Origin of the sequence: Niabella ginsenosidivorans, assembly GCF_001654455.1 — a bacterium.
Classification (GTDB): domain Bacteria; phylum Bacteroidota; class Bacteroidia; order Chitinophagales; family Chitinophagaceae; genus Niabella; species Niabella ginsenosidivorans.
The window spans coordinates 1372714-1399264 of sequence record NZ_CP015772.1 but is presented as its reverse complement, the minus strand read 5'-3'; the positions used below and the strand labels follow the sequence as shown (position 1 = coordinate 1399264).

At 45.1% G+C, this 26551-nt stretch carries 15 protein-coding genes; all 15 read right to left on the bottom strand.

Annotated features, from left to right (window positions below):
* Nucleotides 1–10: 10 nt before the first annotated feature.
* The 15 genes from A8C56_RS24355 to A8C56_RS05710 all read right to left on the bottom strand — a co-directional run bounded on the left by A8C56_RS24355 (nt 11) and on the right by A8C56_RS05710 (nt 26391).
* Nucleotides 11–169, bottom strand: a complete 159-nt coding sequence (locus tag A8C56_RS24355) for a hypothetical protein (protein ID WP_157097884.1) — start codon at nt 167–169, stop codon at nt 11–13.
* A 157-nt stretch (nt 170–326) separates the two neighbouring features.
* Nucleotides 327–1145 carry a hypothetical protein gene (locus A8C56_RS05780; protein WP_067753243.1) on the bottom strand — a complete coding sequence of 273 codons (819 nt, stop codon included), beginning with the start codon at nt 1143–1145 and terminating at the stop codon, nt 327–329.
* 467 nt (nt 1146–1612) lie between these two features.
* Complete coding sequence (locus A8C56_RS05775) at nt 1613–3727, bottom strand: prolyl oligopeptidase family serine peptidase (RefSeq protein ID WP_067753240.1); 2115 nt, start codon at nt 3725–3727, stop codon at nt 1613–1615.
* A gap of 660 nt (nt 3728–4387) precedes the next feature.
* Nucleotides 4388–5422, bottom strand: coding sequence for a LacI family DNA-binding transcriptional regulator (locus A8C56_RS05765; protein ID WP_067753237.1), 1035 nt, complete (start codon nt 5420–5422; stop codon nt 4388–4390).
* A 47-nt stretch (nt 5423–5469) separates the two neighbouring features.
* On the bottom strand, nt 5470–7413 hold the full coding sequence (locus A8C56_RS05760; protein ID WP_067753234.1) for a heparinase II/III domain-containing protein: 1944 nt from the start codon (nt 7411–7413) through the stop codon (nt 5470–5472).
* A gap of 9 nt (nt 7414–7422) precedes the next feature.
* The gene (locus A8C56_RS05755) at nt 7423–10155 is read right to left on the bottom strand and encodes a hypothetical protein (protein ID WP_157097883.1); all 2733 of its coding nucleotides are present in this window, start codon (nt 10153–10155) and stop codon (nt 7423–7425) included.
* 51 nt (nt 10156–10206) lie between these two features.
* Nucleotides 10207–11616, bottom strand: a complete 1410-nt coding sequence (locus A8C56_RS05750; protein WP_084490034.1) for a BNR-4 repeat-containing protein — start codon at nt 11614–11616, stop codon at nt 10207–10209.
* A gap of 24 nt (nt 11617–11640) precedes the next feature.
* Nucleotides 11641–13557: a heparinase II/III domain-containing protein gene (locus A8C56_RS05745; protein WP_084490407.1), complete on the bottom strand. Its 1917-nt coding sequence runs from the start codon at nt 13555–13557 to the stop codon at nt 11641–11643.
* 32 nt (nt 13558–13589) lie between these two features.
* Complete coding sequence (locus A8C56_RS05740) at nt 13590–15587, bottom strand: NosD domain-containing protein (RefSeq protein ID WP_169818749.1); 1998 nt, start codon at nt 15585–15587, stop codon at nt 13590–13592.
* A gap of 393 nt (nt 15588–15980) precedes the next feature.
* The gene (locus A8C56_RS05735; RefSeq protein ID WP_067753228.1) at nt 15981–16985 is read right to left on the bottom strand and encodes a DUF4466 family protein; all 1005 of its coding nucleotides are present in this window, start codon (nt 16983–16985) and stop codon (nt 15981–15983) included.
* Between the two features lie 33 nt (nt 16986–17018).
* A complete protein-coding gene (locus tag A8C56_RS05730; protein WP_067761637.1) occupies nt 17019–17417 on the bottom strand; it encodes a DUF5018 domain-containing protein in 399 nt (132 codons plus the stop codon).
* Between the two features lie 28 nt (nt 17418–17445).
* Complete coding sequence (locus A8C56_RS05725) at nt 17446–19296, bottom strand: RagB/SusD family nutrient uptake outer membrane protein (protein ID WP_067753226.1); 1851 nt, start codon at nt 19294–19296, stop codon at nt 17446–17448.
* A gap of 12 nt (nt 19297–19308) precedes the next feature.
* A complete protein-coding gene (locus tag A8C56_RS05720) occupies nt 19309–22425 on the bottom strand; it encodes a SusC/RagA family TonB-linked outer membrane protein (protein ID WP_067753223.1) in 3117 nt (1038 codons plus the stop codon).
* A gap of 659 nt (nt 22426–23084) precedes the next feature.
* Nucleotides 23085–25001, bottom strand: coding sequence for a tetratricopeptide repeat-containing sensor histidine kinase (locus tag A8C56_RS05715; RefSeq protein ID WP_067753220.1), 1917 nt, complete (start codon nt 24999–25001; stop codon nt 23085–23087).
* A gap of 199 nt (nt 25002–25200) precedes the next feature.
* Nucleotides 25201–26391 (bottom strand): pyridoxal phosphate-dependent aminotransferase, encoded by a 1191-nt coding sequence (locus A8C56_RS05710; RefSeq protein ID WP_067753217.1) that lies wholly within the window; start codon nt 26389–26391, stop codon nt 25201–25203.
* Between the last annotated feature and the right edge of the window lie 160 nt (nt 26392–26551).

Genomic DNA, 26551 nt, shown 5'->3' with positions numbered 1-26551 from the left:
CCATTCAAAATTACAGGTTCTTATTAAATGTTGCATCCTGTGCCATTGCTCCAGGCCCGGGGCAGCAACCTATGCTACCGGCATCGTAAAAAGAAAACTCAATACCTATCCGTATTTTATCCCTGATTGTAATGATACGATCATCAACGGCTAAAAACAACAGCGGCATGGGCTTTCCGGATTTTCCATCGAAGCAATTCTTTCTAAAACAAGCGGCTTATTTTAAGGCTTAAAACATTGGTCATAAAAAGTAACCGCTTCGTTATTGTTAATAAATACAAAAAGCCCCCGGTAACACCAGGGGCCGCTGCATCAAGCGTATCGCTTTAAACTGCTACTATTGTTGACTGCTCCCTGCTACACCCCTTCCTGTCTATAAAATAATGCCTGTATTTATCGCTCACTTTATCCGGTTGCTGAACGCCATTAATGAATAGCTTTCCTTTTATGAACTGTATCTTATTACCGGAGTTGCTATCAATAAGCCCGTCCCGCTGCATCTGCAGGCTTGCATCTTTAAGGCGTTGCAACTGTTCTTTTGTTTTCAGTAGCTGATCGTTGATGCCCGGAAGTATGCTTTTTAAATGCTGATCCATATCCAATTGCTGCTTTTGCAGCTTTTTTCTTGCTTCATCCATCTGAATCTTCAATACCTGCAGATTAACATTACGAATTGCCTCCTCCACCTGGCTCCGGATCTTTTCTTTATCAACCGGCTTTACGAGCGCCATTGCTTTTGCTATTTTACGATCTATTTCGGCTTTACTGATACCGGCTGTTGCATTTTCAATATCCCTGTTTATTTTATCCCAGTCTGTTTTTTTAATGGCTTCCATTGCTGCCAGCTGTGCTTTTGAAAAATCAATTTTTGCAATAGCATCTGTAACCTGCTGCTGAATATGCCTGCCCGTTTTGTTTGCCCACTCATTATTAAAATCTTTCATTCGCTCATCAAGGTATTTCAATGCCTCATCCAGCCTGCCTGTTTCAAATTCTGTTACCGGCGGGATCGTATCTTTCTTTTGGTGGATGAGCAGATTACCGGACCGCGCCCGTTGCGGTAAAAAAGTAAATGATAATACAGCCACGCAGGTAAGGGGCAATGCAATCCACATGGCTATTTTTAAAATTGCGTTTTTGTTCATGAGCTGAGTTTTTGAGTTGATTTGACGAAGTTCTTCGTAACTAAAGTACGAATATCTACGTAAAAAACAACGTTAACAAACTGTTATAACTTAATTAACTGCTGTCCGTTGTTTATAAAAAGCTGTAATCTGAGATTTAAGGATTGAGATTTGAGTACCTGAGATTTCAATTATCAGCTGCCAGTTTTCAGTAGTCAGAACCCGGCAGTATCACTGAACAGACCATTGACATTCCTACTCGCTATTTGCTACCACTTACTCAATGAGCTACGAGGTTTCAGTCTTCGGTTAGCAGATTTCAGAATCAGAATAAGACTGTTCATCAACCATGAACTATGAACCATCAACCATTACCGGCTATCAGTCTTCAGTGGTCAGCTTTCAGCATTGAGAATCTATAGCAAGACCCAGGATCAGGAACCTGCTTTCCCCTGCCTGCTGCTCTCCATCTGCCTCTTCCCCACTCACTATTCCCTTTCCCTGAACTCCATGCCCAGGTTGTACATGGTAAACGCCCAGATATCTGCAGCTTCATCAATCACCTTATTGGTGGGCTTTCCGGCACCATGGCCGGCGTTGGTCTCAATGCGGATCAATACAGGATTGGTGCCTTTATTGTATTCCTGCAGCCGTGCGGCAAACTTAAAGGAATGCGCCGGCACCACACGGTCATCATGATCTCCTGTTGTGATCAGCGTTGCAGGATAGGTTACTCCCTTTTTCAGATTATGATAGGGGGAATAGCGGTACAGGTACGGAAAATATTTTGCGGAATCTGAACTACCATATTCCACGGCCCAGCCCCAGCCTACCGTAAACTTCTGAAAACGCAGCATATCCATAACACCCACCTGTGGTATGGCCACTTTAAACAGGTCCGGCCGTTGCGTCATTACAGCCCCTATCAGCAAACCACCGTTGCTTCCGCCACGGATAGCTATTTTGCTCTTATTGGTATAGCGGGCTGTAATGAGGTGCTCTGCAGCTGCAATAAAATCGTTAAATACATTCTGCTTGTTCAGCAACATTCCGGCCTTATGCCATTTTTCGCCGTATTCACTACCACCTCTCAGGTTCACAACCACATAGATGCCGCCCTGCTCTACAAAAAAAGCGTTGCTGACGCTAAAGCCGGGCGTCATAGGAATATTGAAGCCGCCATAGCCGTAGATCAGCACGGGATTATTTCCATCCTTTTTCAGGCCTTTTTTATATGTCAGGAACATGGGCACTCTTGCACCGTCCTTACTTTTAAAAAACACCTGTTCAGTTATAATATCATCTGTTTTCAGATTCAGCTCTGTTTTTTTGTATAGCGTGGATTCCCCGGAAGAGATGGTATATTTATAAATAGCCGGTGGTGTGGCAAATGAAGTGTAAGTGTAATAAAAATCCTTATCTTCTTTTGCTGCGCCAAAACCACCTGCGGAGCCAATTCCGGGCAATGTAATATTGCGGATGAGCTTACCGTCAAAATCATATTGAACAATTCTGGAAGCAGCATCTTTCAGATAACTGGCAAAGAGATTACCACCCGCAGTGCCAACCCCCTGCAACGCCTCCGGCTGCTCGGGGATGATTGTTTTCCAGTTTTCTCTTGCAGGATGTTTTGGATCTACCTCTACCACCTTGTAATTGGGGGCCTTATAATTTGTATTGAGCAAAAGGGTGCCGCCCTTATTTTCAATAACAGACGATTCCGTATCAAACCCTTTTACCAACAGGGCAAAATCTTTCTGACCGGCATCCTGCAGATCCCGGTACCAGATCTCGCTGCCACTGGTGCCTTCTGTTACATTCAGGATCAGGAACCGCTCATCCTCTGTTAAACCTGCACCAAAATACCGCAGCGGATGCTCTTTATCCTGGTAAACAATGCTATCTTCTTTTTGAGCGGTACCCAGTTTATGATAAAACACTTTCTGAAATTCATTTTTCTTGCTCAGTTTTGATTGCTCATCCGGCTCATCATAGGCGCTGTAATAAAAACCGGCATCACCCTTCCAGGCAGCACCACCAAATTTTGTCCAGTTTATTTTATCAGAGAGCAGTTCTTTTGTTTCTGCGTTCATTACAAAGATCTCTGTCCAGTCGCTGCCGGCCTTTGCTACGGAATAGGCACAAAGTTTCCCGTCTTTTGAAAAAGAAACCCCACTCAGCGCCGCAATTCCTTCGCTGCTTAATGTATTGGGATCAATGAACACCTCCGGGGCATCGTCCAGGTTTTTTGCACGGTACAGCACTGCCTGGTTCTGCAGCCCGTCATTCTTATAAAAATAATAGTAAGCGCCCTTTAAAAAGGGCGCCCCGTATTTGGGATAATTCCACAGGGCTTCCAGGCGTTGCCTGATCTTTGTTCTGTAAGGAATAGTGCCCATGTAGGCTTCTGTAACATGGTTCTCTGCTGTTACCCATGCTTTGGTGGCCGCGCTGTTATCATCTTCCAGCCAGCGGTAAGGGTCTTCTACTTTTGTTCCGAAATAATCATCAGTAACCGTTTCTTTTTTAGTTACAGGATATTTTATCTGTGCCGCACTGTTCATAGCAATCAATACAAATGGTATATAAAAAAATTCCCTCATATAAGTTCATTTTAATAAAGATAGTATTTGCCGGCAATTGTTGCCCTGTTTGGGATTTTTATTTTATTAACCGATGTAATCATGAGTATACATACCCCTCTGTTTTCAGAGCTGCCCTTATTTTTAAACAGTTTTTTTAAGCGCCTGTTTTATTTGCCTCTCCACTGGCACATCTTTATACAGATTTCATTTTTTAAAGACGTTCAGGATAAAAAAAGAACAACAGCAGTAAAGGGTTTCAGAATAAATATCAGTGCTTAAGTAAAAATTATTGCTAACTAATGAATTACAAGTCATTGATTAACAAATAATAACACAAGCGTCAATCTTGCAGAACATGAAGAACATTGGAAAGCCGGGTATTATACCTTTTACATTAAAATCCGTTCAATAGGCAATGTCGTGGTGACAGCTTGTCGAACCATAATTCATTTGACAAACTTCCTTCGTCAGGATGACAATACTTTTTTAAAGCATCTAATTGATATTAAAGGAGGCGATTGGTTGCCTTGCTTTCCCATTTACAGCAACATGGTTTGCCTAGAAATTGAGAATAGATCCCTGCTGATACAATAACAGAAGATAAGAATATAAGAATAATGGTGTCAAAATCGTTGTAAATGGTGTATAATAACCTTATTTTTTTTGTTCTTTACCGGCTTATGTTGACATGCGCCGGATCAGTTCTACCGGCGTAATAACAGGCAATTGATCTGTCTTTACCTGTCCGGGCTCTTTGAGCAGTTTCAGCAGTTCCCGCACGATCACTCTTCCCGTACGCCCGGGGAACTGATTGACCGTTGTAACAGATGGTGAGGTTATTGAAGTTCTGGGATCATTGGAATAACCTACGATGCGTAATTTGCCAGGCACTGCAATGCCACGCTCTTTGGCAAACTGCAACGCAGTAAGCGCCGTAATATCATTTGCTGCAAAAAGCGCATCCGGGAAAGGAGGCTTTTTAAAAAGCTTATGCAATGACCTGCGGGCATTTTCCTGGTTTAGCTCATGGTAAAAAACAGCTTCTTTATGAATGGGCACATTGTACTGCATCATGGCTTTTTCAAACCCCGCATAACGGTCTACATACAAATTACAGCTCAGCGGGCCATTAATAAAGGCGATCCTTTTTGCACCCAGCTCCAGCAGGTGGGATACGGCCAGGTAGCTGCCCCTGACATCATCTCCTTTAATAATACAGGCCGGATAGGGCTTCATTGGAACCCGGTCATAAAAGATCACCGGAATATTATTCCGTACCAGAATATCAAAGTGGTCAAAGTTTGTTGTAAACAATGTACAGGAGGCAATTACCCCATCTACCCGGGAAGCATACAGCATACGGGTAAGATCCTTTTCCATTTCAAGCTGGTCGTTCGACTGGCAGATAACCAGGTTATATCCCTGGGCATGCAGTTGATTCTGAATGGCAGTAATTACCTCAGTATGAAAATACATAGAGATCCGCGGCACAATCAGCCCTATGGTGTGGGTTTTATTGGTACGAAGGCTGGATGCGATCAGATTGCGCTTATATCCCCTTTTTTTGATCATTGCCATCACTTTGCTTCTTGTAGCCTCATGAACATGCGGATGGTTATTCAATACACGTGAGATCGTTGCCGGAGACAAGTGCAATGCTGCTGCAATTTCATGTATGGAATTCTTCTCTTTTTTATTCTTTTTTGCTTCCATATTTCTTATTCTGCAATGAATCCAGGTCAGTGTTTTTTGTACGGCTTTTATTCAGGTCTGATGGTAAATTTTACCACGCTTTTTCCGGCGGTGTTCCCCGAAAAGCTGATCCGATAAATAGTATCGCCCCATTTTTCTTTTATACCTTTGTCCTCCATTGCAACAAGTGGTATTTTCTCTATCACTACTTTCATCTGCTCAGGATCGTATTGTACTATAAAATTTTTATTTTCTCCGTTTTCCTGTTTATAATAAATAACAACTTTGCCTTCTTTTTTCAATACGGCCGGATAACAGGTCATCAGATGTTCCGTAACGGTGCCAGCGGCCTGCAGGGACAGTTTATCTGTTACTTCCACGTTTTTTGCCCTGTTAAGCCGGACAGTACGCCATAGCTGCTGAATCCCGGCACCGGCAGGGTATGCACCGGCAATATTCAAAGACAGTTCAGAAAATTTTTTGTTTTTCACATAAGAAACATCAGCGGCCCGGAAGTTGGCTCCCGGGGGCTGTGCAACACCATTGATTGATGGTAAATTATGATAATCCGAGCAGTTGGACCATATTTCATACCGTTTATCACTAAAGGTCTTCCTGGTATAAGTTCCCCGCCCCACATCAATAATCACGGGCAGGCCATCATAATATACAATATAACTGCCCACATCGTTATGATTATGGCTCTCATCATTGTGACCTCCTTTTGCAGCCACAAAAAGGCCTTTGGAGCTGCCTTCTTTATCTCTCGCAATCATTACCTGTATCCCCGGCAACCATACATCTGAAGGCAGGGGCAGTGATTGCGGAGCGCTTCTGTACTCATCCTGTATAAACAGCTCAAACAGATTCCTGAAATACTGAAAGCTGCCAATTTCACCGTTTTTAGGCTTCCGGTAAAATGCGCCAAAATGCATCATAGCTTCATCTCCGATGTCTTTTCCGAACCGGTAAATCATGCTGGCGGCCATACCCGGCCTGGGATCTGCATCAGCAAAATCAATAAAATAGTCTTTACCGATCTGCGCCCTGTAAATGAACCGCGCCATATTCTTTATTTTCTCACTGGCATATACATACCGGAAGGCATCTTTGGTTGCAAGGTTCAGCATAGCAATATTGTCATAGAGTGAAGCCGCTGCAGCGCCCCAGTATCCCGGCCCTTCGTCGCATCCTCCATCTTCGGGATAAGGGTTAAGGAACTGATCCAGCACATTTAAAATTTTATATACCATATCGGCACGCTTCTTTTCATCTTTTTCCAGTAATAACGCCGCATTCAGCCAATTGGAGCAGATCCACGGGTTCCAGTTATTGGGCGGCCTGCCATTGGCGTTAGCAGCCATCCAGCCGTGCGGCTTCGTCATCAGCGGCTCAAATATCCTTTTGTTGACCTCATAATAAATCCTCTTACGGATTTGTGGCGATACTGCATCCAGCTTATCCCCTACCAAATAATCAACCCATGCCAGGAACGTTGCAGTTTCTGCACTAAACAATTCAACAAACGGCTTTGATACATCCATCAGCCCCGAATATTCCCTTGTACGGGGCAAATGCGCAGAGGCCCCCCAAAAAGATTCTTCACAAACAGACCATACCCCATTAATGATAGGGTCAATAAATCTTCCTTTGTTTTCATATACCTCTGCCAGCAGCAATGTACCCAGCACACGTCTTTTCTGAAAACTTATTTGCTCATAGGAGGCCCTGTCTCCTGTCCGTTCTATCAGCAATGAAGTAGTGGCAGGTATAGCCGGCCAATCGTAATGAATATACGACTCCGCTTTTTTCAGGTACGCTCTCATTATCGTATCGTCTGCCCTGCTCCAGGCGGCTCTGTCAGTTAACCGGGGGAATGGCGTCCACTCTTTTTGGGGGATCAATCGCTGCTGCAATTGATTCCGTGAATATTTACCGCTTAACAGATCTTTCTCCTGCGCTTTAACAGATACAAAGAGTGTCAGTAAAAATACAGATACAACTATTTTCATATAATTTTATTATGGCTGATGATTAACAGTTAACTGAATAATCCCTCCTTTTACGGGGGGAACACTAAAACCGATACCGTCTGCGGTCTTTTCAATGAGGAGCTTTTTTTCTGTCGGGCCCTTTAAAAAAACTGCAGCAATCTGTTTATTCCCTTTTATAGTTATATAAGCCTCCCCGCTGCAGGATATCTCTAATATTTTAGCTGAAACAGATAAATTTACAGCTCCGGGTTTCTTCATTTTTATACCATATTTCCCGTATTCAATGCAGCGGCCATATCCCATGTAAAGATAGCGCGGCTGATCCTTTACAAGGTTAATGACCCCGAAAGCACCTTCAAACTTCGAAATGGCTGTTTGCTTTAAAACAGTATAATCTGCCGATTGTAAAATCAGCTGCCGGCTGCCATCGCGGTTGTATACGCTGAGCGCCGTAAAATTTTTATCGCCGCGCTCAGATTCCATTTCAATCCGGTCTACACTATATTTCCCGCTTCCTGCAAAGGGTTCATAGATGGCTACAAAAGGACGTGCCCAGGCTTCTCCCTGCTGCCTGCACACTATAGCAGGTGTGGGCCTGTTACGGTAAACAGGCGGTGCAGTATTGGTAGAAGGGGCTTCGCCGGCGTAAAAAGTTCTGTCATTCTGCCCTGCAAATAGCACCTGCATGTATTGATCCGTACCGTTCCTTTCCAGACGAAATAATGCAGTAATATTTTCACCGGTTGCGCTGCTTAAAGTATTTCGTATATATCTCAGACCGGGAGGATCAAAAGGCGACCGGCAGAGCGGAATAGCGGCTCTTTTCAATTCCAAAGGCTTACGATCCCTGTTCAGCAGGCTTACCGTATCCCCTGTATTATGATAGATGTACTCATTGTCCTGCGGATGATCGGAGCGGTAAATGTCCAGATAATATCCCGTACTATCAGACAGCCGGATTATGGCGAGCGTCCTTTGCTGCTTTGCCCTGGTGGCAATATCTGTATAACGTGTATCAGTAAATGAGCAAAACGGAGAAATTGCGTTACTGTCTGCAAGGGGCTCCATAGCAGAAAGCGTAATATGCCCTATGTTTTTAGCGCCGCCGCCTCCGTGAAAATAAGGAACGGACGCAGACCGGCTGCCGCTTATCACCGTATTATGTGCGGCCCATTGTTCATAATAATTTACATGCACAGGCACTTCATAAGTCACTCCCTTCCCGGGATCCACCCCCATCACCATTCCTGATCCGTAAAGTTCCACCGACATGCCATTGGCATGATTATGATTATAGGTGGCTCCCTGCACGGCATACATTAATCCGTGTTCTTTGCCGGTACCGTTACGCTGCAGATAGCATTTTGCAAAATCCAATGCGCCACTCCTGGGCCAGTTATAAACAGCACTACAGGATGCTGTTTCAGGAAGATAGCACAGTAAGCCCATATAACCGGATGCTTCCCGCCTGTAGCCCTTCTTCTGTTGAAGTGTATGCATTGCCGATTGTAATTGCGGCAGTATCCTGTCCTTATATTTGGTTGCCATCAGCAATCCTATTTCAAGACATTCCGGGCTTTGTGACGCCGGCCCTGTATCACCAAAAGACGGGGCACTTAGATCCGGAAAGGAATATTTCAATAAAACGGATGAAGCCCTGAGCAACTGGGGGAACTGCCTGAATATAGGATAGCCGTTTTTTTCCATTGCCAGTCCTGCAATCAACAAATTGCTGACGGGGTAATTATGATACCCGCCCGGTTCTTTCCAGTGGCCATCGGGCGTCAGCCATTTTTTTACGACAGAGGGCAACGCAAGATGCCCGCAGGAGCCGTTGATCGTATCTTTATTTAAAAAGAAATTAAGATAAAAATCCTTCCTTGATCGGTCTTCAAGTGATAGCGCGGCAAATACCATTGCAGGCGACTGTGCGGCAAACCAGTTATTATTCCAGAACCCGTTAAAGGTCATGGTGTGCGCTATCTTTTCAAATACGCTTTCATACCAGGAAGTTCCATAATGATGCCGGCGCAGGTAATCATATAAAAAATCATATATCAGCGGCATTGCTTCATACTGACCATCGCCTAAGCTCTGCACAGATAAAAACCCTGTGCGACAGGCGCCTTCCACGGGGAACTGCTGCGATGCCCCATGCGCCCATTGATCCAGAATATCAGCGGCAAACGCCGCATAAGATTGTTCACCGGTCAACCAGAAAATAACCGATGCTTCTAATGCAAGCTGGTTGATTTTACCATTCAGCACTTCTACAAAAGACTGCGGATCCACCCATTCCTTCCGTGCATCCGGCCCTAAGCGCTCCAGTTGCATCAGCATTGCTGTATCATAAGGCTTTAATTGTTCTATGGTTGGCAATTTATAGCTCAATCCCTCTTTTGTTACAGGCGGCCGCTTATTTGATGATACCCGGACAGTGGGGAACGGGGCATCCCCGCTATAGCCTATCAGGGCCGATCCTCCCGCATCAGCATAAAAATGGGTATATCTTTTTCCGGGAACGCGGTTCATGAGGTAGCGGCTCAATATCCATTGCGGATCCGTTTTATGCCGTTCTGCGTAAGGCGCAATAGCGGACCGCATACTATCGAATACTTTTTTTGCCCATGCCTGTCTGGCGATCTTATCCAATATGAGCTGCTTATCTGAAGCATTGACCAGTATATGCGGATGCGCTGTCTGGCAGACGGAGGTGTTGGTAAAACTACCTAATAAGATGACAGCAACTGTTCTGCCCAAAAAAGACCTGCTGAATAAGAACGGAAATATATTGCGCAGATTTATCAAGATTTATTTTTGTTTTAAAAGCAACTCGGGGGTTTCCTGTGCATGCTGCATCGTATAGGGGAGCCGCCATATCTTATCCCCCTTTTTATTGCAGAAATACAGGTAGGATACGGATAGGCTGTCCGGGTTACCATCTGCCCAAAATGCATAAAAATCGGAATGGGCATTCAATGGTCTTCTTGCATAAGAATGATTACGGGTACTATGCAACGTCAGGTCCCTCTTTTTTATCCAGGTCTTTCCCTCGTCTACACTTTCCCATAGTGCCATTTCTCCCCCGGTTCCATATTGCTGCGGGCCTGTTTCTGTAGGGCCTATAATACGCCATTTATCTTTTTCAATATAAAGTGAGCCCATATCGTAATTGTGCGTTGAAGTACAAACCGGATCGAAGCTCCAGCTTTTGCCTGTCCGGTGTATGACGGTCCATACACGCGGATCACCGGAGGGACCCGCCTGGTATCCTTTACTAATTACGGCAAGAATTACAGGATTGCCTTTTTTATCAAAATTCAGGTCGTTCAGGTATACCAGTTTTCCTTCAGCCTCATAATCTTTAATAAGTGCATCATTTTGAGGATAGCTTAAAGGTGTCTGAATAGTTTTACCATCCACGGTTGTCCAGTTTTTTCCCATGTCTTTTGTCTGAACCAGGTAAACATTTGTTCGCTTATCTACATTTCCCCCCGGATGATAATTAAAAACGGAATATAATTTTCCATTATGAAGATTGCTTACCTGGTAATGCCCTCCCATACCTGCCAGTTTCTGATCTTTTGTCCAGTTGATCCCATCGGTGCTTGTTTTCCAATACAGCTCTCTTCCCTTTGTATATTTTGTAAAAAGATATAAAAAACCTTTCCCCTCTACCCACCAGGGTTGGGGATAGGTCATCTCTCCCTGTAAAATTTCATCAAACCGGTCAATGCTATACGGTGCGCGGCTCTTAAAGAGGATACCCGGGCGACTGGTATTCCGCCCGCTCACAAATACCCACAGATATCCTTTACCGTCTATTGAGAGCGAAGCGTTATCGTGGGGATCATCTACTCCCTTTTTATCGTATACGATAACCGGCCGGGGCACTGTTTTCGTTTTATGATCAAAATAAGAGATCATAATTAACAGGTGTCTTTCATGCTGCGCTGTTGTGCCTCCGTACACAAAAAAGGTTTTGTGCACCTGTTTGGAATAGATTGCAACAGGTACATGGCTTGAAGTATAAGTACCCAGCCCGCCTGAATATTTGTCGCCGTACGCAGTAAATTGCCCTAATGTGAACCAGATGCCTTTATAACCATCTGCTCTTAAATTCTGTGCTGCAGCGGTATTATATAACAGGCAGAAGCCATAACAGCAGGAATAGATGATCCTGAAAAACCTGCTTCTTCCATATAACCTTTCATTCTTCATACAAGGTTTATACATCATTATACATTATTTGCCTGCAGGCCATTTATTCAAAGAGGGCACAACCATTTGCCCGGCGCTCTTTCCCGGTATCAGGCGCACCGCAGTAAATGCTTTCGTATGCGCAGGAACTGTAAGCTCGAACCCAACAAGCACCGTTCCGGGGTTGGGCGCATCATACCCGTGCGGCGGGGTTGTGGACCATGTTTTCATTACTACTTTGCCCGATGCAGTTACGTCCAGCAGCAGCGTTCTGCCTTTTTGGGTAAGCGTTATGGTATGATCATTTGTAATCTTCGCTTCAGCAGGAGTCAGCATTGTCCATCTTATGGTTACAGGAGCTGCTGCCGTTTCCATTTCATCCCGTACCACCACATATTTTTTACCAACTATTGCAACGCCCCTCAGGGCTTTTACCAGCGTCCCTTTATAGATTTCGCTAAGATCAGCAGTAGCATTCAGAAAGGAGGGGTCGGAAGAGTGCCCGGTTATAGGAGCATATCCTTTCACTAACTGCTGCCGGTCATTTACAGTAAGCGTATTATGTACCTGGTTAATATAGCGGAACACCGTCCATCGCTGGGCGTCCTGTGTTCGTCCAAATATCTGCAATCCTTTTGATTCCAGCGATTCATAATCCTGTGCTCCAAAGTCCATGGCCCAGCGAACGCCCTGGGCATCCATAACAAAGGAGCCAATGTCCATATGCGCATGATTCACCGATGCAGATCCTCCTTTCATACCTACAAAAATGGCTGAAGTATCCGTCCACGAAGTCCGCATCAGCGCAACAGGTGTCCTGCCCCGGCCCACCCATATCAGCTCTTTGGGCGCCGTAATGGAGTTTATCTTAATGCCATTATTCCACAACATGATCCCCGGCAGCAACCGGTCGTTCATAAATGCAGAAAAATTGTTTTCAAGCAGCCGCCCGCGCTCTACCCATAATACAGACGGATCATGCAGCGCGGCGGCAAACCAAAACATAGCGGGCTGTAACCCGCTGCCGCCCTCTCCTGCATCCGAGAAGTTAAAGGGCTTTCCTGTTGGCCCGGTCATATTTTCCAGAAAAGAAGCGGTCCTTAAAAAGCCCGGGCTGTTACTCAGCCCGAAGTCGCTGCCAAAGCATTTTTTTACCGCATGCAGAAATAGCACATTAAAACTTGTACCATAACCCCAATACCCATACCCTTCCGGATAGGCACCGTCCGGAGCATATTCCTGCATAGGTTTTACGATCGTTTTTATAGCACGGTTAATGATACTCCGGCACAATGCAGGAGCATCTTCATAGACCGCCATAGCACCGTATGTCATGCCGGCATTGCACACCTGGTTCCAGTTGTGCTCGGCCCGCAGCCAGCTATTATTCTTGGGATCAAGGGAAGGGCTCAGCCCTTTTTCAATAATGGCCGCTTTAATGACGGCTTTTGAACCGGCTGGCAATTCTTGATACAACCAATCGTATCCGATCGATACCGCCATTGTCATTTCGGCAACATCCAGAAAATGAGAAGGGTTCCAGTCACTAAACGCTGCAATGGCCAGCATTTCCTTTTCCGCACGATCAAGGTACTTCTTTTGCTGCGTCATCCGGTACCCATACGACAGAAAAAACAGGCGCCTCAGGGCTTCCCTGGATTTATCCAGTAATCTGCGCCCGATTTTTATGCGTTCAACCGGCGGTTCAGCTACTATTTTATCGCACTCCGACAGGATAGCCTCATGCATACGCTGCCATACAGGATCTGCGGCAATTGTATTCCTGATATTTTCTTCCTCATGCTCCAACAGCAATATCCTCGGATGATTACCAATAGCAGCAGTTACAGCTATTGAATCAGTCTGGGAAAACAGGTTGGTAGTAATGCCGGCCTGTAGCAGCATTGCAATAAACAGCGGAAGTATGCTTCCTTTCTGCAATAATCGTACTGGACTGTTCATATGATGTGATTGATTATAAATGATACATACCATCAATACATAAGTATGGACTTCTCTTCAGATATTTTCTCCTGTAAAGGCCCCGTACCATTCCCTTCATATATATTTTTCTCATACCTGCTGCCCCTTGCAGCATACGATTCCAATCCGTAGCCACCATTGTAGTGTATAAGATTCTGCTCCGTTATGACTTTATTTGAGCCCTTATATAAAAAAGCAACCAGCACGCCGCTGCGGTCATTGCCTTCAATAAGATTCTGACGTACAAGGATAGCTTCACTTTCACTGATCAATACACCATAATAGCCGTTTCTTGCTATTTCGCAACGGGTCAGTGAGGCTTGCTTACAATGTTCCAGTGCTGCACCACTCCCATAGGGCGAGGTAACAAGCCGGCTATTACTGATTGTTATGTTTTGACAATGAGTCAGCAGGAGATTATGCTGCAGTGAAGCTCCCGGGATAACGTTTCCCCCGTTTTCGCTAAGATCACATCCTGAAACAGCTATTGAATCCGCTCCGCTGATCAGCACGCCGTTGAATGTACAGTTTCTTACGGTGATGTGTTCTAACGTAATATTATGCATACCGCCTTCTTTTGAAGAACGGAATATGATGCCGCCCCTGTTGTAACGTCCTTTAAAAGCGCGGTTAGAGTTGGGGTCCGTTCCGGGATCAACATTACCGGAACCTTCAATCACTAAATTTTTCAGGGCAATATTATGCATATCCTCTTCCTTATTCACGATCGCATCCCTCATACCTGATGCCGGATCAAGGAATAGAACGGAAGCCATTCCTTCCCCGTATATATGTACGCCGGAAGGGAGCTGAAGGGTTGCCGGCAATATGTGTATGCCCGCCTTTATCAATACCCGCCCGCCGGAACCGGCGGCTCTATCTATTGCAGCCTGTACCGATTGTCCGGGCAGCACTAAAACAGCACCTGCAGTGTCCGGATTTTGCGGTATAGCACCTGCACCCACCACGGATTGCAGCGGATACCGCCGGATGGGCTTTGATTTTTCAATTGCATTTTTATCAAATTGCCTTACTGAGGTCAGCACGTTGCGGGCAGCCTTTGGCCTCACCGCATCTGCCGCTTTTTTTACAAACGGCAGCTCCACTCCTATAGCTTTGTAATGACGGTATACATATTCATAATTACCTCCGGCATTCTTAGCGCGCTCTGATATGGTACAGTAGCAATGAGGTTCTTTCCCCAGTAAAAAACCTGCTGTATATTCAAAGCCCATGCCTATTCTGTTATTACCAATGGAAAACAGATCAAGACCCTGTGTGTATGCTACCTGTGCGGCACCTGCAAATTCGCCCAGGCCCAATTGTACATGTCCCTGGTCGCGGGGGCTTTCCTGGCACTGACCATTGGGATAGATATATTTAAACACACTGCCATTTACGGGACCATGCAGGAAGTGATCAACGGCGTTATCAAACATAGCCCGGTTATCTGTAAATACAGCTATAGCCATGATGCTATGAATGATCGCCCCGTCCCAATTACCATTTGCTTCGGGGAAATAATACCGTAATAACGGGTAATAAACGGTCATCAGCATATTCCGGAATGCATCAATATCTTTTTGTTCCCATCCGGCATTGGTGTATTTCAGCAACTCTGCAGCATTACAAAGCACATGCCCTGTCCATGCGGCCAGGAGCTTGGCATCATTATAATCAAAATCCCACAGCACCGGCGACCAGGCATTTAATATAGCTATTGCCTTGCGCGCATATTTCCGGTCTGAGGTTATATACCATACCAATGCATAGTTATACGCCATTTCCGCACTCGCTGATAATTCATTGCCGCCAATATTCGGCCGTGCATAAGGCCCGCGAAGCACATGAGCAAATGGCCTTGCAACAAAGGGAGTATCGGCTATTGCCTTAAGCCTGTCAAAAGCGCTTTTCCAGGGCTCTTCGCCGGCCCTTACTCTGCGTTTCATTTCAGCAAGATCCGCCGCATTTTGATTGATACCCGGATGCAGCATCTGTTGTGCCTTCAATGACTGTGTTAATATTACAACAGAGCACGCCAATAATACCAACAACCGGACATTGTGCTTTATACAGACCATTTTTAGTGGAGTTTTATCATCAATAAAAAGTTGTGATCAGTCATTGAACAATCAGGTTCCTTTTCCTCATATTGATTCTCAATGCATGATACCTATCTGTTATTTTAGAGTTCCCAATAACAAAGCGATTAAACCTTCCTGCGGTCAGCAGGCAAGTTCTTAAAATAACAAAAATGATGGTCGTACTGAGCCCGCCTAAGCATGATTCTATTGTAAAACCACTCTTCGTCAGGCTCAGAGCGACATCCTGTTATTATTGTTTATTAACATTTTACAGTACTTGCCATTCACAGCGCATCATTCGCTTTCTTTTCATCCAATTTATTGCGCATTCACTGCATACCGCTTCATACTGATGATAGCCCGCTGATTCGTGTTATCAACCGAATTGAAGTAGATATAGGCTCGGTATTTACCATCACTGGTTTCCACCCAGGCACCCGCTTCTGCTTTCAGGTTTATAGCAAAGTTGGGCGCATTGGACAGATCCAGCTTTTGAAAATCAGGATCATCAATATAGATGCCATATTGAGATTGCGCTAAATTATAGTCCTGCAGGTTAAATACCTTTTGCACTTTCGTGCTCTTATTTAAACCGGCAGGTAAATTTACTCCCGGCAGGTATTGCACATCAGCAGCAGGGGAAACCAATGCATGGTTAAATGTTACAACCGGATCAGCATAATATACATAGACCAGGTCAATCTTATCCGGGTTGGCGGCGGCTTCTGCCGCATCGTACACTTTCATATCCGCGATCGATATATATGCCGAATCACCGGTATGCATTTTTAAATTCCGCACCATATTCATTTGAGCGATCGTATAAGGGCCCATCTTATAGGAAACGGTTTCACCATTGCTGCTTTTGGCTGAAAAGGTAAAGGACACCTGTTTACCGCGGGCCTCTTCCGGAATTACGTAATAGTAGCGGAGCGTAGCAGCAGAAGTGTCTACATTATAGGTAACGGATGTAACAGTTCCATTTGTAACAGATGGCTCTGCTACAGAAACACCAACATCCTGTCCGCTGCCATTGGTATAATATGAATGGTTTTCCAGATAGGTGCCGGTTGCACCTGCAATGGACGCTTCTACCTGTGCAGCAACCAGTTTGCCTTTCTCCGGCAAAATGGCCATTGCATAAGCAAATTCTATCTGTTGCCCTACAATATTGGGCCCAAGCGTTCGCTTAATTACATCATTTTGCAAAACATCCTTTGGTACAGGAACTGCATACTCCTTTTTTTTACAACCGGTAAAAAAAAGTATCATTGCCAACACCGGTATTGCTGTTTTGCTGAATATTTTTATACTGTGTAACATCACCGTAATTTTTGAATTATTTAAATACTTCTTTTATCTCGGTTGTACTGTTATATAAACCGTATAGGGCTTCCTTACTTTTCGATTACCCGAAACAACCGTGTATACTTTAGGATGTTCGAGGTCTGAAAAATCAACTTTCCCGGTAATCTTGGGATCCAGCTTTGCATCAGTGACCAGTGTAAACTGCGGATACAAATTTTTAAGATCCGTACCATAAACCACCTGTGCGTTGATTGTTTGTGCTACAGTATCTATTACAGGCGCTCCTTTTAATACGGTTACAAAATCAGTACCCAGTAACTCAAAATTGCTCACATAACATTCTGCACGGGTAGTGATCAGCAGGCCGTCTTCATCAACAGGATAATCTTTTTTACAACCGGCAAACGCAATTACACTAATAACGAGTGCCATTATATACGTTTTCATTGTTTTCATTTTTTAGTACTATTGAAGTTTATCTCCACGGAATATTTTGTGTAAGATTGGGATTTTTGTCTCTTTCGCTGGGAGGGATCCTGAATATATAATCCTGCTGGTATTCTCTTTCGGAAGTGTTCTGGAAATAGCGCTGCTGATTGGCGCCCCAGGTGTCTATACGCCAGACCCCTGCGCTGCCGGGAGGGCCCCATACTCTTTCCAGTGCCCGCCAGCGGCGCAAATCGAAGCTCCTCATCCCCTCACCTGCCAGTTCAATGATCCGCTCCTGTTCTATTGCGCTGAAGAAATGCTCTTTAGTATCGGTTTTATCAGCGGCAAGCGGCGGAAGATTACCTCGATGACGGATACGATTCACCAGGGCGATGGCATCATCCTGCGGTCCGTTCAATTCATTGGTTGCTTCCGCGTACATCAGAAACACATCGGCCAGGCGCATCACCGGCCAGGCAAAATCGCCGTCGCTTCTGCCCTGCCCTGCATAATCACGCACAAATTTGCGGAACACATAGCCGGAATTGGTTCCATCCGTATTATAGGTGGTATACTTCACTCCATCAATGGTAACCGGCTGTGCCCAGGTTTTATAAATAAAAGGTACAAAACCGGTAGACTTCAGGGAAACCATGCCAATACTCATCTCGTAATCCCATTCAATAGTGGCTTTCATCCGGTAATCCCGGTTGGCATAGCTCTGCGGATTGACCGCCGAATTGGGTGTGGTCCGTGCCGCGGTATTGGTAGACGGGTTCATCGGAATCATCGGCGTTGCAAAATCACCGGTGGTCAGCGACTGGTAACGATCGGCAATTTCATAACGGGGCGATACCCAGCATTGCGACCCTTCATGTGAACGACCCGCAAAATCACGCATCAGTTCTTCTCCCTGGCCGGTGCCCGTTCCACCATGCGTAAACACCATGATCATTTCTGAATTACCATTGGCTTTTGGTGTAAACAGGTAATAATAATTGGGGAGTTGATCCGCCTTTCCCGGCGGGGAAATTTCTCCGGGCTCACCTCCCATATACAGATCGAGCCCATAATCAGTGATCACTTTTTTAAAATCTTCCGCAGCCGCTTCATATGCTGTTTTTGCTTCCTGGGCATTTGCGGTAAACCCTTCCAGTTCCGGCCACCCGAAGTTCTTCCAGGAAGCCCAATATAATTGCAGCTTTCCCCTGAAGGCCAGGGCCGCAGGTTTGGAAGCCCTGCCCAGCTCACCGGCATTGTCCGGCAATTTTTCGTAAGCATATGTAAAATCCGCCATGATCGAGTCCTTTACCTGGGCGATCGGCATCCGGGATAAACCGGCCACTTCAGAATTATTAAATACCTCATGACCAATATAAGGCACATCGCCCCACATGGAGATCAGCCGGAAATAGACCATACCGCGCAACAGGCGGGCTTCTCCTATAACCCGCTCCAATCCTGCAACAGAAGAAGGCTCAGCAGTTTCAAGCATCCGGTTCACATTATCAATAACATAATTGGTACGGTTTACCGCCCCGTAGAGATAGCGAAACATTTTATCAAAACTGCCTCCATAGCCGGTTGGGTTATAATTCCCCCCGTTATATGCATCGCCCAGTGAAAGGTTACCACTAGTGGTACTGGTACCCCTGGTGCGCACATACTCCGATTGACCGTCCAGATAATAATCCCTGTCGAAGCAGGGGCGCACTGCGGCATAAGCGCCCATTAAAGCGGTTGTAGCATCCGACTCAGATTTCCAGAAGCTTACCTGCGCAAGTTCAGTGGTCGGCTCCCTGTCCAGTAAATCCTTCCTGCAGGAAACCTGCATCAATAGCAGCAATGCCATTGAAGGTGCTAATAAAGCATTTTGTATCAATTTTGTTTTCGTCATGGCTAAACGTTTTTAAAAACCCAGTTGAATAACGAGTGAATAAGATTTTACAATGGGATACATGTTATTATTATTACCGGCCTTTTCAGGATCAAGGCCCCTGTAAGAAGTAATGGTGGCAAGGTTTTCCGCCGACCCGGCTATGCGCAAGCTGGCCACATGCACCCTTTGCAATAAAGAGGGAGGAAGCGAATAACCTATCTGCAAATTTTTCAACCGCAGGTAACTCATATCATCGAGCCAGAAAGTAGAGGTCGCCGTATTATTGCCACTTCCCCCAAGCCGCGGCCAGGTGCCATCACGGTTTTCCACCGACCAGGGATTATTCCAGTGATCCCAGGTAACGGCGTACCGGGAGGTATTAAAATTAACGTTATTAAAGGCATTCAGCCAGAAGTCTTTTCTGCCGGTTGCTCCCTGAAGCATACAGGTAAGATCAATGCCTTTCCAGGAAATATAGCTGGTTAAAGATCCGTTGAACGACGGTGTTGTCTGGTTAAACTTCGGATCAGCGATCTGATCATTCCCGTCAATTCTGCCGTCGCCATTTACATCCCTGCGCAGAATATCACCGGGCTGTGCCCCCTGCGGCGTGGCATTATACACATCCTGCCAGGTTTGTGCAATACCGATCGCATCATAATAGTACAGGAAATCATAAGGCATGTTTATAAACACATTATTACCATTATTGGTAGCCCCCCGTGTCAGGAGTTCATTCCAGGATTCCAGCCGGTTCTTATTATAACTGGCATTCAGGCTAAACCCGTAACTAATGCTTTTCGCAATATTGTCTTTCCAGGAAATGTTCGCTTCTACCCCCCTGTTACGCATATTGCCTATATTCCTGTTGGGAGGAGGATTGTAGGCACCGGTAAGGAGTATGGACATGTCTGAAGGACGAAGCATTCCGGTGGTCAACCGGTCATAATAATCTAACTCCGCTGTGAGCCGGTTGTTTAAAAAGCCCAGGTCCAGCCCGATGTTCAGCACGTTTGTCTTTTCCCAGGTCAGCTCCTGATTGGTCATTTTTGAGTTTACAAACCCCGTTGTAATATTATTGGCGATGATGTAGTTCATAGTAGCCAGTGTAGGCTGTTGCTGATAGCGGCTGATACCGCTGTTATTACCCAACCCTCCATAGGATACCCGCAGTTTGCCCTGTGAAAGAAACTGATCCGTAAAATTGCTGATAAACCCTTCTTCCGTAAATTTCCATCCAAGAGCTAAGGAAGGAAAGAATCCATAACGGTGGCCCGGTAAAAATTTTGAAGATCCATCAACCCGGAAATTACCTTCAAGCAGATATTTGTTATAGGCGGTATAATTGACCCGTCCGATATAAGAGCGCAATCCTTCGGTACTTGAGTTACCACTGGTGCTCTGTATATCAGTAAGCGCCGCATCGATCTCATGCAAGGTCGGATATAACCGGTCATTCCTTGCGCTTCCCTGCGTACGGTCGTACCAGAACTCTTCGGCATATACAAACAGGGCACTGATATCATGATCTTTTGCAATGACGGTATGATAGTTTAGCCGGCCGTTCAGGATCGTTTTATACCCTGTGCTGGTATTATTGGTGATGCCTGCATTCTGCCCCACATATACACGGCTGCCATAGGTATTCGTTTGAAAGTTAAAAGCCTGGTTGGGCATATTAGCAGTATAGGCAAACTGGTTATAATAGTTCAATGAATAATCAACTCTTGCTGTCAGCCCTTTAACAGGTGTCCAGTCCCAGTACATGGAAGTGTACGCTTCCTGTCGGTTGCGGTGGTTCAGCTGGTTCTGATAAAGCGTATAAGGATTATAAGCCTGCGGATCTTCCCCATAGGCCATGACCCCTCCATAATGACCGGATACGGGGTCATAGGGCGTAATACCGGCAATGGCATACTGCATATCAAATCCCGCTGTATTGGTTGAAGCGGGATCGGTAAACCCTTCGGCCAGCGCATAGGTATAGTTGGACCAGTTTCCGCTAAACCGGACACCCGTATTCATATTGGACTTTAATTTGTAATCAAAGTTGAACCGGGCGTTGTACTGCCGGTAACTGTTATTAATCTGCATGCCCCTTTCGTCCAGCATACCTACAGATGAGAAAAAGTTCGACTTGTCATTGCCCCCTGAAGCAGATACATTATAGTTTTGATATGCCCCGTTTTGCAGAATAATGTCCCACCAGTCCGTATTCGGATAGCGGAGCGGGTCAATCATTCCCAGGGCCATCCACTGGTCAATTGTACCATTTTTAAAAAGCTGGTTCCCGGGTAATGTATTGGTAGCGGCCCTTACCTGCTCCAGGGTAAGCGCCCTGGGATAATCTGCCATAAACTCATAGGCTTTCCTGGGCACTTCAAGCGTCATATTGCTTGAAACATTAAAGGCGGTTCTGTAACTGCCTTTACCGGATTTTGTGGTGATCAGTATAACACCGTTGGCCGCCCGGGACCCATACACCGAAGCGGAAGTGGCATCCTTTAAAACGGAGATACTTTCAATATCATTAAGGTTCACCCGGTTAATGTCCACATCCGGCATACCATCTACCACAACCAGCGGCGAGCTGTTGTTGGCAGTGCCCAAACCGCGGATAATGAGCTGTGCTCCATTGGCACCGGCCATACCTGAGTTTTGTACGGCAGACAGGCCGGGTACCAAACCGGTCAGGGCAGAAGATACATTCGGTAAAGCACGGCCAGTGGTTTTATCATCAATCTTTACCATGGATACCGCCCCTACCAGGTTCACTTTTTTCTGTTTTCCATAACCTACCACCACCACATCGGCCAAATCACTATTGATCAGCTTAAGCACTACATCATAGCTCGTTCGGTTGTCCACCACAAGGGTATACGTTTCATAGTTTACAGACGAAAAGAGCAGCGAGGCGCCCTGTTCAGCCGAAATACGATAATGCCCGGAAGCATCAGTTTTGGTACCCGTGTTGGTTTTGGCAGACACCACGGAAACATCCGCCAAAGGATTACCGGATTCATCCCTGACAGTTCCTGAAATCGTTTTCAGCTGTGCAAAAGAATAAACAGGAAAAAGAAAAAACGGCAGGATCAGACAAAGAACATTTAGCAGGCTCTTTATCTGAAGATTTAACATCTTAGACATATGCAACCAATCGTTTTGATTAGAAAAAAGTAATCGTTATGAAATGAAAAGTTATGAAATCGTTTTCATAAATATTAAAAAAAATGCGAAAACGTTTTCGGGTAAGCCCCGGGAAGGGCACGGATTCCATCAGCGGGGATCACTACGCGCCTGATTTTTTTACCAGGTTTCATACCTCTCAGGCATTCTGACCTGTTGAATGGTATAATGCAGTGGTGAACTCGAAACAAAGATGTTGTTATATCCCCCTTCGGCAGGCAGGGTGACATCCTGTTATTATTAGCGTTAACAGTCAATTATAAAAGGGAAAATTAAGTTCATTGGATCCGGTCATTCGGATGACGGATAATCCTGGGTATTATCAAAACGAATGTCATGATGAACTTGACGAACCATGATTTGATTGTAACCTCACCCTTCGTTGATCCCAATAACCATCGGGATCGGTACAGAGTGATATTTTTTTCATTAATGCCCATTTCATTAATAGCCTGATGAGCCGTGAGTTGTTTACAACCCTCCGGCAGGCTCGCCTTTCAGCGCTCCTGCTCATTGCAGGCAGGGCAATAAGGTGATCTCAAAAGAGAGGGCCCTGAAAATTTTAATCCTGCCGCCTTTTGATCAGCTTCCGCAACTGGCAAATGACCGATGCTGCCATTTCAGGATGCCTCGGCAGCGGCGGTACGGTCTTTCTTTACCCAAAACTCAACCAGTGTGCCCGCACCGCTGGCGGTGGTGATTTTTATATCAGCCTTCATGCTTTTAGCCCGGGCCTGTATGTTTTTAACACCATTCCGGTTGGTAAGCTTTGCAGCGTCAAAGCCAATGCCATTGTCTTTTATGGCAAAGAATATTACAGTATCTTCATCAATGGCAGTAATAGCAGCTTCAGTACATTGGGAGTATTTTACCAGGTTATTCACGCTTTCCTTAATGATCAGGAAAATATTTCTGCGTACATCCATTGGCAGCGGGATTTCGGCAATTGATTCAGGAAAATCAATGGTAAAACGGATCTCTTTTGATTCAAACATGGGCACTGCATATTCCCTTATATGCTGACAAAGATTTTCAAAGCGATCGTTGGTAGGCTTTACCAGCCAGATGATGTCATCCAGCGCATCCAGCGTATCCCTTGCATTCTCCTCTATTTTGGTCAGCAGTTCTTCTTTATTATTTCCTGATTTCCGCAGCAGCTCACTAAAAATATGAATGCTGCTGAGGGAAGAGCCCATATCATCATGCAGGTCTGATGCAATCTGCGTTCTTATTTCCAGCTGCTGCTGCAGCCGTTTATTGTGCTCCAGCAAACGGTACCTTAAATAATATAAGATACCGGAAACCAGTATGAGTATAAATAATATGAGTGCGCCAAATCCGAATATATGATCATTTCTGCGTTTGGTTTCAAGCGCGTTGATCTTTGCCCGTTCTTTTTCTGTAGAATATAAAGCTTCCATCTGGCGCACGTGCAGGTTGTTACTTTCCGCTACAATACTATCGCTATATGCCTTAAAAAGCTTGCTGTAATTAAGCGCTGAGTCCAGGTGCCCTGTCTGTTCATTTAGCCGCATCAGGCCCTCATAGGCATTCCGGGCTTCCGTCATGGTTCCGATCGACTTTGCAATCACCAGCGCGCTCAGAAACTTATTTCTGGAACTGTCGTACTGTTTCAACCTTAAATAAATATCCCCCAGGCTGTTGTAATTGCCTGCCCGGTAAATTTCATCGCCCAGCGTGTCTGTAATGATCCTTGCCTTTTTGAACAAGGTCAGCGCTTCATTTAATTTGCCTTCTTTTTTCAGAATGCTCCCGATGGAGTTATAGCTGATGGCTATACCTTTGGCGCTTTTTATTTTTTCATTATAGAACAGAGACTGTTTATAATAGCTGTCGGCGGAGTCCAGTTCCCGCTTTAATTCATAGGCCTCACCAATATTGTTATAATTCATGGCCATGCCCAGGTAATTTTTTGCCTTCTGGGCAATGGGCAGTCCTTTTTGGAAATAACGGATTGCATCGTCGTAGTTTCCAAGCACTATATGAATATTACCAATGCTGTTCAGCGCAACACTGGCGCTGAAATCATCTCCTGTCTTTTCTGCCAGCCGCAGGGCCGCCATGTGGTTGGTAATTGCTTTACCGTTCTCATCTAACCTGCGGTACACTACACCTATATTATTCAATGCACGGATCTCGGTATGAACATCCTTATTCTTTCTGGCCAGTTCTATACTTTTCTGATGACTTTCCAGCGCTATGTCGTAACGCGAAAAATCGCGGTTATAAACACCATAAGCATCCAGCAGTTTGGGCTCTGCCTGCCGGTATTTTAATCGTTCCACCAGTTCAAACCCTATTTTAAATAAGGTATCCAGTGTGCTCTTTTTACGATTGCGGCCGGTATAAACAATGATTGAATCTACCTTTGCAGGGCTATCAGGCATTGCAATAATGCCCTTTGCTTCAGCAGTCATATGCGTTACCTGCTGAGAGGCTCCATTTTGGCACCCCATCCATGTTGTTCCGGTAAGGCCGGTAACAAGTATCAGAAAAATTACCCCTGAAAGCTTCATGTTCTCTAAAAAGCAGGACCCAACAATTGTTTTGTGATGCTTAGTTTTTTAAAAATCAATTAATGCGCTCTTTTAATTAAAAGCAATAGTGTGATCTACCAGAACTCTGATCAGGTTGTTGTTACTATAAATTTACAAAAAAAGGATGCCGGTCCGATCAGCATCCTCAAAAAAATTATATGATAAAACCAATAGAAATTTACTTCAGCGCCGCAAGCGCTTTCTTAATACGCGCCCATCCTTCTTCAATCTTTTCCAGGCTGTTAGCAAAAGAAAAACGAACGCCATTCGGCTCCCCGAAAGCAGCTCCCATTACTGATGAAACATGTGCTTTATTCAGCAAATACATACAGAGATCTGCGGAGTTCGTTACCGTAGTTTCCCCATCAGATTTACCGTAATAATAGCTCATATCCGGAAAAATGTAAAAGGCGCCATCCGGCTCTGTGCAGGAAATACCCGGTATATCGCTGATCAGTTCCATTACCCGTTTTTTACGGCGGGCAAATTCTTTCGTCATTTCCATGGAAGGAGCCAGGTCTGCCGTAAGCGCGGTCACTGTTGCTTTCTGGGCAATCGTGTTGGTACCGCTGGTGATCTGTCCCTGCAGCTTCTCCATTCCCTTTGCGATTTCAACGGTTGATGCCGTATAACCAATGCGCCATCCCGTCATCGCAAAACCTTTTGCCAGCCCGTTTACTACAATTACCCGGTCTTTGATCTCATCAAACTGGGCAATGCTTTCATGCCGGCCTACATAATTAATATATTCATAGATCTCATCAGAAATAATGTAGATATCCGGGTACTTTTTAAATACCTCCACCAGGCTGGCCAGTTCTTCTTTAGTATACACGGCGCCGGAAGGATTGCAGGGAGAAGAAAACAGGAAAGCCTTTGTTTTTGGGGTAATGGCTTTTTCCAGATCGTCCGCGTTGATCTTTAATTTCTTTTCAACCGTTGTCCTTATTTCCACTACTTTGCCCCTTGCAATTTTTACCAGTTCTGAATAAGTTACCCAGTAAGGGGTTGGAATGATCACCTCTTCATCATCATCTACCAAAGCCAGGATCGCGTTGGCAAGGCTTTGTTTGGCGCCTGTTGATATTACGATCTGTTCCGGCTTATACTCCAGGTTATTATCTCTCTTCAACTTGGTGCAAACTGCTTCGCGGGCATCTAAGAATCCCGGAACGGGCGAGTAATGGCTCCAGTTATCATTAATAGCCTTTATAGCGGCATCCTTTATATGCTCGGGGGTATCAAAATCCGGTTCGCCAAGGCTCAGATCAATCACATCAATGCCCTGCGCCCTTAATTCTCGGCCCAGCTTGGCCATCTTTAAGGTCTCAGGTTCACTAAAACGCTGTAAAAGAGAAGATAACGACATTTTAAATTTTTAAAGATTATTTTTTAAATAAATTCACGCAAATTTAGGGGATACAAAGACAGGATCGAACTTCTCAGGTCTAAAAATTGAAATATTCTATAAAAAACCAGGCAACTCAGAAATTTATCCAGTAGAAAAACCGTGTATAAAACGAAATTCA